Source organism: Acidovorax soli (assembly GCF_014207955.1).
In the GTDB taxonomy this organism is placed as follows: Bacteria; Pseudomonadota; Gammaproteobacteria; order Burkholderiales; family Burkholderiaceae_C; genus Acidovorax; species Acidovorax soli_A.
Genome location: NZ_JACHLK010000003.1, coordinates 219,203 through 232,872, shown reverse-complemented (window position 1 = coordinate 232,872; position 13,670 = coordinate 219,203). Strand labels below are relative to the sequence as shown.

Annotated in this window: 7 protein-coding genes and 3 pseudogenes; 5 read left to right on the top strand and 5 right to left on the bottom strand. The window is 63.2% G+C overall.

What is annotated here, in order from left to right; translation table 11 throughout:
- Positions 1–29: 29 nt before the first annotated feature.
- From HNP48_RS09805 to HNP48_RS09785, 5 genes and pseudogenes are all read right to left on the bottom strand, one after another.
- On the bottom strand, positions 30–1,265 hold the full coding sequence (locus tag HNP48_RS09805) for an amidohydrolase (RefSeq protein WP_184856730.1): 1,236 nt from the start codon (positions 1,263–1,265) through the stop codon (positions 30–32).
- Positions 1,266–2,196: 931 nt separating this feature from the next.
- Positions 2,197–4,272, bottom strand: a complete 2,076-nt coding sequence (locus HNP48_RS09800; protein ID WP_260420178.1) for a TonB-dependent siderophore receptor — start codon at positions 4,270–4,272, stop codon at positions 2,197–2,199.
- A gap of 213 nt (positions 4,273–4,485) precedes the next feature.
- On the bottom strand, positions 4,486–5,811 hold the full coding sequence (locus HNP48_RS09795) for an FAD-binding oxidoreductase (RefSeq protein ID WP_184857089.1): 1,326 nt from the start codon (positions 5,809–5,811) through the stop codon (positions 4,486–4,488).
- 338 nt (positions 5,812–6,149) lie between these two features.
- Positions 6,150–6,645 (bottom strand): annotated as a pseudogene (locus tag HNP48_RS09790) (Lrp/AsnC family transcriptional regulator).
- An 85-nt stretch (positions 6,646–6,730) separates the two neighbouring features.
- On the bottom strand, positions 6,731–8,131 hold the full coding sequence (locus HNP48_RS09785; protein ID WP_184856729.1) for an aspartate aminotransferase family protein: 1,401 nt from the start codon (positions 8,129–8,131) through the stop codon (positions 6,731–6,733).
- 353 nt (positions 8,132–8,484) lie between these two features.
- On the opposite strand from HNP48_RS09785, the gene HNP48_RS09780 reads away from it, so the two are divergent.
- The 5 genes and pseudogenes from HNP48_RS09780 to HNP48_RS09760 all read left to right on the top strand — a co-directional run bounded on the left by HNP48_RS09780 (position 8,485) and on the right by HNP48_RS09760 (position 13,598).
- Positions 8,485–9,150 (top strand): haloacid dehalogenase type II, encoded by a 666-nt coding sequence (locus HNP48_RS09780; protein ID WP_184856728.1) that lies wholly within the window; start codon positions 8,485–8,487, stop codon positions 9,148–9,150.
- A pseudogene (locus HNP48_RS09775) lies at positions 9,150–9,980 on the top strand (phosphotransferase); the annotation flags it as partial. The gene HNP48_RS09780 and the pseudogene HNP48_RS09775, both read left to right, overlap by 1 nt.
- A gap of 272 nt (positions 9,981–10,252) precedes the next feature.
- Positions 10,253–11,611, top strand: a complete 1,359-nt coding sequence (locus HNP48_RS09770; protein ID WP_184856726.1) for an aspartate aminotransferase family protein — start codon at positions 10,253–10,255, stop codon at positions 11,609–11,611.
- A 15-nt stretch (positions 11,612–11,626) separates the two neighbouring features.
- Entirely contained in the window at positions 11,627–12,127 is a 501-nt protein-coding gene (locus HNP48_RS09765; RefSeq protein ID WP_184856725.1) for an Lrp/AsnC family transcriptional regulator, read from the top strand.
- A gap of 155 nt (positions 12,128–12,282) precedes the next feature.
- A pseudogene (locus tag HNP48_RS09760) lies at positions 12,283–13,598 on the top strand (NAD(P)/FAD-dependent oxidoreductase).
- Positions 13,599–13,670: the final 72 nt, after the last annotated feature.

Genomic DNA, 13,670 nt, shown 5'->3' with positions numbered 1-13,670 from the left:
CCTTCCGCAGCAAACCCGCCACAGAAACTTTAGCCTGGGACGCCAGCTGCCAACGACCGTTTGGCTACCTCGCAGAACCAGCGTACTCCCAGTGGCAATGCATCGTCGTTAAAGTCGTAGCAGGGGTGGTGCAACGCACGTTCGCCGTCCTGCCCGGGGTCTGCTCGGCCCTGGCCTAGCCACAAGTAGGCGCCTGGCTTGCGCTGCAACATAAAGGCAAAATCTTCCGACGTGAAGGCGGCGCGCGGTGCAACCTCGGCGTGCAGGCCAACAGCATGCGCAGCGTCCAGGGCCAGCGCGGCTTCGGCAGCAGTGTTCACAGTGGCTGGGTAGTAGCGCAGGTACTTCACCTCAATCTCGGCGCCACTGGCCAGCGACACTCCATTCGCTGCGGCGCGCAATGCAGCCTCAATGCGGTCCTGCGATGCTGTGTCAAAGCTGCGCACCGTGCCCGTGATTTGCACTTCGGCGGGCAGTACGTTGTGGCTGCGGCCGCCCTCAATCCGGGTGACGGACAAAACGGCCGACTCACCAGGGTCAATGCGCCGCGCGACGATTGTGTTAAGTTGCGCGACCAGTTGGCTGGCTGCCAGAATAGCGTCCGGCGTGTGGTGCGGCTGTGCTGCATGGCCGCCCTTGCCGCGTACGCTGATATCGAACCGGTCTGCGGCAGCCATGATGGGTCCAGGGCGCGTCTGTACCTTGCCCAGCGGCAAATCGGGCCAGTTGTGCAGCGCAAACACGCGGTCACAAGGAAAGCGCTCAAACAAGCCATCTTCGATCATGCGAGCCGCACCACCTTTGCCCTCTTCAGCGGGCTGAAAGATGAAATGAACCGTGCCACTCAGTCCAAGCGCCTTGTGCGTACGCACCAACTGCTGCGCGGCACCGAGCAGCATGCTGGTATGACCATCGTGACCGCAGCCGTGATGCTTGCCCGGTGAGCAGCTTGCATAGGAGCGTTGGCCCAGCTCTACCATGGGCAGCGCATCCATGTCTGCCCGAAGACCTACGCTCAACGCGCTACTTTCCTGCGCTTCGCCGCAGCAAAGCGTGCCCACCACACCGGTTCCACCGACGCCTTCGTGTACCTCAAGACCCAAAAGACTCAGCGCCTTGGCGACAATGCCCGCCGTGCGTAGCTCTTCGAAGGCCAACTCGGGATGAGCGTGCAGGTCGTGGCGCAGCATCACTAAGTCCGGCAAAAGGTCGTCCACTGGTGCAGCGATAGCTGAAAGATCGCAGTTTACGGAAGAGGAATTCATGTTCTTGGATTCACGGAAAAAGTTTGCTGAGACTGCAGAAACATGTTGCTCAGTGCTCGTCGAGTAGATGCTCAAAAATGCTCGAAGAAGGACCGCGAGGTGGCTGAGCAATTTTTCGTCAAGACTTAGCCCGCTGAAACACCATCCAGCCAGAGCCCGCTCCTCACCACCTCAAATCCATCAGATTGCAGCTGGCCCGAGAGCCGCGACCAGCCTTACAAAAATGTGATCAAGCTTAGAAGCGCGGGCGCTCTCGCGGGCGCTAATTTGCGAGCGCTAAACAGCAGCAAGTTTTGTTCGTGCGGTCCTTGGACGCATATTGTTTCCACGCAGAACTAAACAACTGCGAATTGGTCGGGGCAGGTTTGCATGGAAGTCAACCCACCCCAAGGATGTACGGTGCACATGCGCCGCCGCACTTCAGTACCAGACTGCACAGCGAAAGCTCAGGGCGTCTTGATCAAATCAAACGTTGCCTCAACACCCTCCTGACGGGAGTCACGATTGGTGTTCAAACGTCAAGGACTTGCCCTAGCAAGGCAAAACCGACACGCCAATGGGTAATGTCGCCCGGGTCTGTGGTGGCGGTGCGGATGTTGACGCGCACGAAAGTGCCCACCACGGTCTGCAGGTACTTATCCTCAAAGGCAACCTTCTCGTCACATTGCAAGTCGTTGCGGTCGTGGCGCTGCGGGCAGCTCCGGTTTACCCATGCAAGTACTCGCCAGGATCCTTCACCATTAATAGGTAGGCGGCCTTGTGCCGAAGCGCGTTTTCAACCCATGCATGGTTTTCAGGCTCTGGAAAGCTGGGCATTCGCTTTGCGCGGCGACTGAACAACCTCCAGGCGCCACTGAAATTGGCCACAGCCATCATCCGCTCGCGATCCTTGGAGAAGTCGTGTTGGTCACTTTCAGCTGCACGTTTTGGCTCAGAAAGCTACTTGCACCCCCGCTACCAGCTGCCGCTGCTGGCCCGGGATCACCGTGAGCGCCCCCCAAGAGGCGGTGTAGTAGGCTTTGTTGAAAAGGTTGTGCACGTCCAGCGTCAGGCGCGTTCGCTTGTCTATCTGCCAGTAGCCCGTAAGGCGTGCCGTGGTGTAGGCGGGCAGGCGGTAGGTGTCGGTAGCGGTGCCCGTGCGTTCACCCACGTGCACCAGGCCGCCGCCCACGCCGTAACGGCCGCCCCAGGGGGCCAGGTCTTCGCGGATGGCGAATAGGCCGGCGCTCAGGCAGGGGACGTTCAGCAGGCGCTTGCCCAGCAGGGCCGGGTTGTTGTCGCGGGTCACCTCGGTGTGGGTAAAGGCTAGGTTGGCAGTCATGCGCCAGTGGGCGTCGATCTGGCCGGCCACGTCCAACTCCAGGCCGCGGCTTTGCACCTCGCCGGCGGCGATACTGAAGTTGGCGTTGGAGGGGCTGCGGGTGAGCACGTTGGTCTTGCGGATGTCAAACAGCGCCACGCTCGCGTTCAGGCGCCGGTCGGTCGACTGCCACTTCGCGCCCAACTCCAAGGCCTGGCCCTTTTGGGGGTCAAACGCGCGGCTGCTCTCGTCGGTGCCTGCGTTGGGCCGGAACGAGCGCCCTGCCGAGGCATAGACCGAGGTGTTTGGATCAATCAGGTAGGTGACGCCGATGCGCGGCGTGGCGGCCGAGTGGTACTGCACCTGGCGCGTGGCGGCCAGGCGGTTTTCGCTGTCTTGGTGGAATCGGTCGAAGCGCACGCCCGCCAGCAGCTTCCATTGGTCGGTCAGGTCGATCTGGTCCTGCACGAACAGGCCGGTGGCGCGGGTGCGGTCCACCAAGTCGAAGCCTGGCGTGAGGTTGCCCACGGGCTGGTTGTACTCAGGGTTGTAGATGTCGATGGCGAACGGCTGGCTAGCCAGGCTGGAGTAGCGGATGTCTTGCGCCGCCGTGAGGCGCCAGGTCTCCACGCCCGCCAGCACCGTGTGGGCCAGGCTGCCGGTGCGCAGCTTGCCTTCGACCTCGGCCTGCAGCGATGCATCGCGTGCCGGCAGGCTGCGCCAGCTGTCGCGGCGCGTGAGGGTGCGGCCGTCTGCGGCCACGGTGCCGGTCAGGTCCACGGCGGCACCAGACAGGTCCGTCTCGCGGTACGACGCGCCCACGCGGGTGCGCCAGCCCTGGCCCAGGTCGTGGTCCAGCGTCACCTGGTGGGTGTCGCCGTTCACATGCAGGTTGGGGCGGCTGGGGTCGCCCAGGTAGCGGTCGGATGGCAGCGCGCCCACGTTGCCGCGCACCTGCACGATGCCCCGGTCCAGCGGGGTGCGGATGCGGATGAATTCGGCCTCGTAGTTCAGCACCGTGTTGGCGCCCAGGTTCCAGGTGATGGACGGGGCCACCACCAGCTTGCGGTTGTCCACCAGCGCAGTGCGGCTGGCGCCGTCTTCGGCTGCCACGTTCAGGCGGTACGCGACGTCCGTGCCGAGCGGCCCGGTGGTGTCGAGCGTGGCACGGCGATAGCCCAGCCCGCCCACCTGCACGCCGGCCTTGTGGGCGGCGGTGAACTGCGGTTTCTTGGTGACTACGTTGAGCGTGCCGCCGGGCTCGCTGCTGCCGTACAGCGCGGCCGCCGGGCCCTTCAGGAACTCGATGCGTTCGACGGAACTCACGTCGCGCTGCGGGCCGTAGCCTCGGTTGGACGCAAAGCCGTTGAGCAGCTGGCCGCCGTCGGTGTTGCTGAAGCCGCGGATGGCAAAGTTGTCCCACGTGCCGCCGAAGTCGTTCAGGCGGGTGATGCCGCTCACGAAGTCCACCGTGTCGGCCAGGCGGGTGGCGCCCAGGTCTTCCATCAGCTGCCGGGGCACCACGCGCACGGACTGCGGGGTTTCGATCAGCGGGGTGTCGGTGCGCGTGGCGCCAGTGTTGCGCTGCGCACCTTGGTAGCCCGTGGTAGCACTGCGTTCCCGCACTTGGACTTCTGACAGCACGGGGCTCGAGGCGGTGCCGCCGGTCGCTGGAATCGACGTCCCCGGCGGGGTGCCCTGGGCCATGGCGGCGGTTGGAATGAAGACGCAAAGCGCAAAGGTTGCACGTGTCAGAACGGTGTGCCGGGTAGACTGGGGAATCGAGAGGGACATGACAGGCGTGGGACTAAACTCGGATCGTCAAAAGTAGGGATTGAGGATGACGTCTGAAGGCGTAGCGGAGGATGTGCGCAGAAATGCCGTATCCGCGTTCACTAATGCGCTCTGCAGGACAGCACACTAGAAATCCGCAACCTTCCCCCATGCTGAATGCCGAAAACGCGCTGGATCGTAGGGGCGGGGATCGAAGATTGGCTCCGCACCTGTGACCAGATCGGCGATAAGGTGTCCGGCACCGGGGCCAATCCCGAAGCCGTGGCCAGAGAAGCCGGCAGCGAGAATGAAACCAGGCAGCTCCGCCACTTCGCCGATACCGGGTACGCCATCGGGGGTATTGTCGACAAAGCCTGCCCAGGCACTGGCAACACCAGTCTTGCTGAGAGCTGGCAACAGATCGATGGCACGATCGTATGTCTGGCGCACTGCAGAGGCATCTGGCCGAGGGTTTAGTATCCGCATCCGTTCCATCGGAGTAGGGGCGTCCAGTTGCCACTTCGCGAGCGTTTCATGCCCACTAAGCAGCCCCTCCAGGCCGCCAGGGAAAACGTTGCGCCAACGTTTGGCAAACATGGGCAGAAACTGTGGTGCAAAGCGCAGCAGTTGCGGCGTGGGGTCTACCCGTCCCCGCCCACTGATGGCTAGGTTATAGCTGCCATCACCGCGGCGCGTGACGGATACGCGCGCCGTGTGCAGCGCGTCCGGCAGGCGTTCGGCAGCGCGTGAGACGCGCACGATGGTCTGGCGGACCGTTGCTTGCGGGAAGCGTATGCCTAGCTGCCGGCAGAACGACGAGGCCCAAGCGCCACCAGCATAGACAACAGTGTTGGTTTTGATCGTACCGACTTCAGTAACTACCCCACTGACATGCCCTGCCTCTCGCTCAATTCCGCGCGCCGCGCAGTTCTGAAGGACCGTGCCACCAAGCTTCAGAAAGGCCGCAGCTACAGCCGGCGCTGCTTTGCCAGGGTCAGCAGTACCGTCACTGGGCGAGAACACGCCCCCTTTCCAAATACGGCCTGTGACACGGCCGCGCTCGCTGGCCTCGCGGCCGCTGAGCATGTGGGTCGTTACGCCCGCAGTTTTTGCAAAGTCACGCCACCGAGCCCAGCGCGCAATCTCTTCCTCGTCGTTGCTGAGGTAAAACAGGCCACAGCGGTTGAATCCAGTGTCTTCACCAGTGTCTGCGGCGAATCGCTCCCAGAGTTCCAGACTCTTGGTAGCCATGGGTAGTTCTCGCGCGTCGCGATTCTGCTGGCGGCACCAGCCCCAATTGCGACTGGATTGTTCGGCACCGATGCGGCCCTTTTCGAGCACCACGACAGAGAGGCCTCGTCGGGCCATGTAGTAGGCAGCGAATACCCCTATGATCCCGCCGCCGATGACGACAGCATCTGCGTGTGTCGGCATTTGCCGCAAACTCTCGATGAGCCGCAAGGGTTGGTGAATGGCGGTTCGGTCCACAGCTTCAGTGTTAGTTTGGTAGAGAGTTGTCATAGGCCAGCTCATGTAATGGGTGGTAGATATGGCAATTGGATGGGGTGCCCAATGGCATGAGGTTGGCGATGACTCATACCTTTGTTGGAGCGCCGAAAGCGGTCTTTCGAATGTCTCCCAACCGGTCGGCGGGCGTGAGGCTAATTACAGGCGGCGTGCGCAACCTCCTGCTCACCTTTAGATCGGTGTCCAACGAGTCGGGAAGCATGACTGGTATGGCGCTATCTATTTGCTCTTTCATCGCTATGCGCATCCGACAAACAATCGCACGTCTCCACCAACCCAAATTTCTAATGTTGGTGCGGAAACAGGCGCTCGATCGGACAATGTGTTTTGATGAATGGCGACTTGATGACGATGTAGCTGAAGTATTTGGAGATACCCAAATTGCGCTCGAGCAGGCCCTCAATCACCTCCTGGTAGTGGTTTACCCCGCGGGTCAGAAAGCGCAACAGGGTAGTCATAGCCTCCGCTAACCAAGTGACACTCGAGAACTTCGTCCACTTCACGTATCGCTGCCTCAAAGCGGGAAAAGTCTTCTCGGCGATGATCGGAGAGGGTCACCTCAGTGAATACGGTCAGCGTGTCGCCCAGCTTCTCCAGTCGCAGTTGGGCGCCATAACCGGCGATGTATCCTGCATGCTCCAGACGCTTGACGCGGATGAGGCATGGACTGGGCGACAGGCCCACTGCGTCAGCCAAATCGACATTCGTCATGCGCCCATTCTTCTGTAGCTGGGCGAGTATGCGCAGGTCTAGACGGTCAATTTTGAAGGCTTCAGTCATCATGGTCTCCAGAGGCACAGAGAAGAAGAGGTGACAGACATTCTGCTTCGGTATCAGCGTATGCTGGAGTGGGGGTTACACCGCTTCAGTCTTTCAGGGCGGCTCGCACCTCAGGGGCTGCGAGCACGTCATCCAAAGTTCTCTTCAAGCGCTCAAACATCAAGCCGAAATCGGACTCAGTGAACGTCAACGCTGGGGCAAAACCAAGGATGTTGTCTCCAAAAGCGCGGAAAACGATGCCGTTGCGGTAGCTGGTGGCCGCCATGCGGCCGGGCAGGTCCAGCGCAGCATCGAAGCCTGCTTTGCTGGCCTTGTTGCTGACCAGTTCCAGCGCGCCCAACAGGCCACGGTGGCGCGAGTCGCCCACCAATGGGTGAGCCATGAGGTCGTCCAAGCCCTGCGCAAACACCGGAGCCACGCTCTGCCCATTTACCAGCACGCCTTCTTCGTACAGACGAAGTACCTCCAGCGCCACGGCAGCGCTCACTGGGTGAGCTGAGTAAGTAGCGCCGTGGCCAATTGGGGCGCCTTTGGGTGCACCATCAGCTATGGCAGCATAGACCTTGTCGCTCATCAGCGTGGCACCCATGGGAACGTACCCAGAAGTCAAGCCCTTGGCCACGGTCATCAGGTCGGGATCCACGCCTTCGGCATCGCACGCAAACATGGGGCCAGTACGCCCGAAGCCGGTGATGACCTCGTCCACTACGAACAGAATATCGAGCGCTCGTGCAGCTTCGCGCATGGCCTTGAGCCAGCCTTGCGGTGGAACGATGACTCCGCCCGAGCCCTGGATGGGCTCGCAGAAGAACGCCGCCACGCTATCAGCCCCCAGCTCGGCCACTTTGGCCTTCAAGGCTGCGACCGATGCGTCGATGATGGCCTGGTCGTCGCCAGGGTTGGCGGCGCGGTAGGGGTTGGGCGAGGGAATGTAGTGCTGCGTAGGCAGAGGCAGGTCAAACCCTCGATGGAACACGGGCAGCGCCGTAAGCCCCGCGCCGGTGGACGACGAGCCGTGGTAGCCGCGCTCCAGCGCAATGAAGTGCTTCTTGCCGGGCTTGCCGATGGCGTTGTAGTACTGCACGATAAAGCGCACGGCAGCATCAATGGATTCGGATCCTCCCAGCGTGAGGTACACGTGCTGAAGCGATGCAGGTGTGATCTGCACCAGCTTGTCGGCTAAGCGAATGGCGGGTTCGCTACTGAAGTGAAAGTAGCCTGTGGCGTAGGGCAGCTTGCGCATTTGCTCCGCGGCGGCCTGCACCACGCTTTCTTGCCCATAACCCACGTTCACGCACCACAGGCCCGCAAAGGCATCCAGAAGTTGGTGGCCGCGGCCATCGGTGAGCCAGATGCCTTGTGCGCCGGTCAGGATGTTGGGGCCGCGCGCCTCGTGCATGCGCCAGGGCGCTACAGGATGGATAAGGTGGGCGCGGTCCAGCGCGTCAAGTGCAGCGATCTGGGGGAGGGCTTCGGAGTGGGTCATGGCGGCATCCGTTGGTAACAGGAGACTAGAAGCAAGCGGCAGTGCGACTGCACGCTCCTCTCTTCTTTATGTGCCCAAGCTTAGGAGGAGCGCGGCTCAAGTTGGTGCTGCTTTTAGGGGCGCGAACGCAGCAGAGTGTGGTTGTTGAGGCCCAGACAGCACATCGTTTGGCTGCGGCATTTCGAGAGTGTCCGTGTGCCGCGTGATGTAAGGCGGCTCCGAACAGCCTTGGCAAAAAGTGCCGGACAACCCGCAGATTGACAACGAATCTGCGCGCAGACCGCAGCGATATGGCATCACTTGAATGGGGGGCGACCCTAGACTTCTTTCGTCCCAACTCACCGGATCGCACCATGACTTTCAAACCCAAATTCATCAGCTTCGATTGCTACGGCACCCTCATCAACTTCGAGATGGGGCCGACGGCCAAGGTGCTGTTCAAGGACCGGGTCCCGGCCGAGCGCATGCCAGCGTTTCTGGACAGCTTCCGGGCCTATCGCCTCGACGAGGTGCTGGGCGACTGGAAGCCGTTCTATGACGTGGTGGAGAACTCAATTCAGCGCGCGTGCAAGAAGCATGGCATCGAATGCCTGCCATCGGATGGAGCCGCCCTGTACGCGGCAGTGCCGACCTTTCAGCCCCACCCGAACGTCGTGGAGGTGTTGGAGACCATCGCACCGCACGTGCCCCTGGTGATCCTTTCCAACTCGATGGTGGACCTCATTCCCCACAGCGTCGCGCACCTCAAGGCTCCTTTCCACAAGGTCTACACCGCCGAGGAAGCGCGCGCCTACAAGCCGCGCGCGCAGACCTTCGAGTACATGTTCGACCAGCTGGGCTGCGGCCCCGAGCAGATGATGCATGTCTCGTCCAGCTTCCGGTACGACCTGATGACGGCGTCCGACCTGGGCTTCATGGCCAAGGCCTTCATCGACCGCGGTCATGAGCCCACGTCGACCGACTACGGGGTGAACCGCCTCACCGACGTTCGTCAGCTGCCTGCGCTGCTGGGTCTCTGATGCTGAGCGCTGACGCACACCGTGGACCGCCCGAGGCGGCGGCGCCGGAACGCCCGAACGACGCTGCGGAGCTGAGCACCGCGGCGCCGAATCTCGCAGCGAGCGAGGTGCAGGCACTGGTGGCGCGCCTCTACGGCATCGACGGCACCACAGTCAGGCCGCTGGCTGGCGAGCGCGACCAAAACTGTGCCGTGGAGACGGCCGATGGCTCGCGCTACGTGTTCAAGATCAGCAACGCCTCCGAGCCCGTGCCGCTTGTCGACTTCCAGATCGCCGCGCTGGAGCACATGGCCCGCACCTCGCCTGGCTTGCCGGTGCCCCGCGTGCTGCGCACGCTGAACGGCCAGACGCGCGACACCGTGGTGCTCGCCGACGGCGCTCGGACCTCGGTGCGCATGCTCACCTATCTGGAGGGCACCCAGATCCGGGAGACACCGCGCACCGCCGCGCAGCGCGTGGCGATGGGACGCACACTGGCCGAGTTGAACCTGGCCCTGCAAGGCTTCAAACATTCCGCGGCCGCGCACGACCTGCTGTGGAACGTGTCGGCTGCGCACCGGCTCACCGTGCAACTGGGCAGCCTGCCCAGTGGGCCCAGGCGCAAGCTGGCGCAAGCCTTCATGGACCGCTTCACCGAACACGTGCTGCCCCGCCTGGGTTCTCTCAGGGCGCAGGTGATCCACAACGACTACCACCTCTACAACGTGCTGGTCGCGCCCGATGACCAGGCGCGCATCACCGGCATCATCGACTTCGGCGACATGCTCTACGCGCCACTGGTCGGCGAGGTGGCCACCGCTGCGGCCTTCCACATGACCGGCAACGCCAATCCGTTCGAGGGCCCGGCACAGTTCGTCAGCGCCTACCAGTCCATGCTGCCGCTGACCGAGGCAGAGCAGGACATCGTGGGCGACCTCATGGCGACGCGCCACCTCATCACCGCCCTGATATCCGAGTGGCGCGTGCTGCGCTACCCCGAAAACCGGGCCTACATCATGCGCCACAACCCCGCAGCCTGGGAGGCGCTTTCGCAGCTTGCGGACCTGCCCCGACACGAAGTGCGCGACCGTTTGCTGACGCCCTCACACCAAGGAACCCCTTCATGAAAGCCACCGCCGACTTCAACATGGTCAACGCCTACATTCCCGGGCGTGCCAATGTCGATCCCGCCACCGAAGCCATGATCACGCGGCGCAATGCACTACTCGGCCCGGCGTACCGGTTGATGTACGAACACCCCCTGCATATCGTGCGCGGCGAAGGTGCGTGGCTGATCGACCCGCAAGGCCGCCGCTACCTGGACGCGTACAACAACGTCACATCGCTTGGGCACTGCCATCCGGCGGTGGCCGACGCCATCTGCCGCCAGGTGCAGACGCTTGCCACCAATACCCGCTACCTGCACGACACCATCCTTGAACTGGCCGAGCGCCTGCTAGCCAGCGTGCCAGGCACCGATCTGGCCCACATGATGCTGACCTGCACCGGCAGCGAAGCGAATGACCTGGCCTACCGCATCGCCAAGGTGCGCACGGGCGGGACGGGCGTGATCGTCACCGACACGGCCTACCACGGCATCACCGACGCCGTGTCGCAGTTTTCGCCTTCGCTGGGTCCCACGGTCGACCTCGGGCCGCACGTGCGCGTGGTGCCGGCGCCCCGCCAGTACCACGCCGAGGAAGCCGACTTGGGCGAGCGCTTCACGCGCGATGTGCAGGCCGCCGTTGCCGATCTGCAGCGCCATGGCATCAAGCCTGCCGCGCTGATCGTCGATTCGCTCTTCACCAGCGACGGCATCCTGCCCGAGCCTGCGGGTTTTCTGAAGGGGGCGGTCGAGGCGATCCAACGTGCTGGCGGCCTGTTCATCGCCGACGAAGTACAGCCTGGCTTCGGCCGTACCGGCGGGCATATGTGGGGCTTCCAGCGCCACGGCCTCAAACCCGATATCGTCACCCTGGGCAAGCCCATGGGCAATGGCCAGCCCATTGCCGGTCTGTTGGCCACCGCCGATGCCCTGGCGGAGTTCGGGGAGTATTCTCGCTACTTCAATACCTTCGCCGGCAACACCGTCTCGTGCGCTGCGGCCCTGGCGGTGCTGCAGACCATCGAACGAGAGCAGCTGGTGCCGCACGCCGCCAAGGTCGGCAAGTTGCTGCTCGACGGCATTGGCGGGCTCGCCGCCAAGCACGAAGCCATTGGCGACGCGCGCGGGGCGGGGCTCTTTGTGGGCGTCGAGCTCGTGTCGGACCGCAGGACGCGGGCGGCGGATCGTGGCCTCACGAGCCGGGTGGTCAACCTGATGCGCGATAAAGGCGTGCTGCTCAGCGCCTGTGCCCAGGGCCACAACGTGCTCAAGATCCGCCCGCCGCTGGTGCTGTCGGAGGAGCAGGCCGGCATGGTGGTCGAGGCGCTAGACCAGTCGCTGACCGAGGCGGAAGCCGCGTCGCCCAGATCGGCCTGACGGTACCATGGCGCCATGACATCCGCAGTTCCGTTTGACCGGTTTGACCTCAAGATCCTTGAGCGTCTTCAGCGCGAAGGGCGCTGTTCGAACGTCGACCTGGCAAATGCCGTGGGCCTGAGTCCCAGCCCGTGCCTGCTGCGCACCAAGCGCATGCAGGCGGTGGGGCTGATTCGCAGCTATGGCGCCGACATCGCATTGGAGAAGCTGGGTGACCATGTCGTTGTGTTCTCGGAGATCACCCTCGGCAGCCACACGCCCCAGGACTTCCGAAAGTTCGAGGAATCCGCCGCGAAACACGAGGAAATCATCGAGTGCTACAACGTCAGCGGCGGCTACGACTACCTGCTGAAGATCGTGGCGCCGGGCATCGGCTATTTCCAGGCGCTGATGGACAAGATGCTGGAAGATGACATGGGTATCGAACGTTTCGCCAGCCGGATCGTCTTGCGCCAGCCGCTGAACCGGCGCGAATACCCGTTGAACATCATCGCGAGCCGCAAGCGCTGGGAATGAGGCCCGGGAGCGACAGTATTACGGCAGGATCTGTCGGCAGGTACTTACACAATCGCAGCCCGCTTTGCAAAGGCCCTCAATACGGCATGGACGCAAGCGACATGCGGCCTGGACTTTTGGTGATCCAACCCCGTGGTTGACGAATGAGATCCGCCTTGCGCCCTCCGCTGCAACACATCCAGACTTCAACCAAGCTGCCGGCCTCCGCCGACGTCGTCGTGATCGGCGGCGGCATCACGTTGTCTTCACCGCCTACTACCTGGCCAAGCGCGGCGTGTCGGTCGCCCTGGCTGAAAAGGGCCGGATCGGGGCCGAGCAATCGAACCGCAACTGGGGCTGGTGCCGCCAGCAGAGCCGCGACGCTCGAGAAATGCCCATAGCGAGCAAGAGCCTGGACCTGCGGGATCAATTTGTCGCCGAGAGTGGCGAAGACACGGGGTTTCATCGCTGCGGGCTCTTGTACCTGAGCAACGACGAAGCCGTGATATCGCGTTGGGCCAGTTGGCGCGATTTCGCCAGGACCGCTGGCGTGACCACCCAGATGCTGAGCGGCCGCGAGGCCAGCGAGCGTCGTCGGGCAACCGGCCGTACTTGGAAAGGTGGCGTCATCTCACCCACCGATGGCACCGCCGACCCGGGCAGGGCGGCTCTTGCGGTGGGCACGGCGCTCGTCAAGCTCGGCGGCAGCGTCCACCAGAATTGCGCGGCCCGCGGCATCGAGCTGGAGGGCGGGCGCGTCAGCGGCGTGATCACCGAAGTCGGCGTCATCAAGACCCGAACGGCCGTGCTTGCCGGCGGTGCCTGGGCATCATCGTTCTGCCGCCAGCTGGGTATCCGCTTTCCCCAGGCCACTGTCCGCCAGTCCATCCTGAGCGTGTCTCCCGTGGAACACCGGTTGCCGGATGTCGTGGTCAGCGCCGACGTGTCCGTGACGCGCCGCAGCGACGGACGCTATGCATTTGCCATAAGCGGCAGAGGGCATGTGGATCCCGCCTGGCAGTTATTGCGCTTCGCGCCTCAGTTCCTGCCGATGTTCGCAAAGCCTTGGCGCAACATCCGCCCGGGAGGCCTGGAAGGGATTCGCGGCGGCCATGAAACGCCAATGCGTTGGCGGCTCGACGCGCCCACGCCCATGGAGCGGGTGCGCATCCTCGACCCGAAGCCCAATGTATCCATGATCCGGAAGATCCAGCGCCGCGCCGTCGAACTACTGCCCCAGCTTCGTGACGCGCCGATCACCCACACCTGGGCAGGGTGTATCGACAGCACGCCGGACGGAGTGCCCGGCATCGGCGACGTGCCGGGTTTCATCCTGGCTGCAGGCTTTTCCGGACACGGCTTTGGCATCGGCCCCGGTGCCGGCCACCTGATCGCAGATTTGGCCAGCGGTGCCCAGCCCATCTTTGATCCCGCACCCTTCCGGCCGGAGCGGTTCAGCGGCTCGGCATGGGGCAAGGTAGCCGATTTTTAGGCTGTGATGGACGAGCTCGCTGGCCGGCTCCCGCAGCGTGTGGAGCGAGCGGCTGCAACAGCTGCAGCCGCT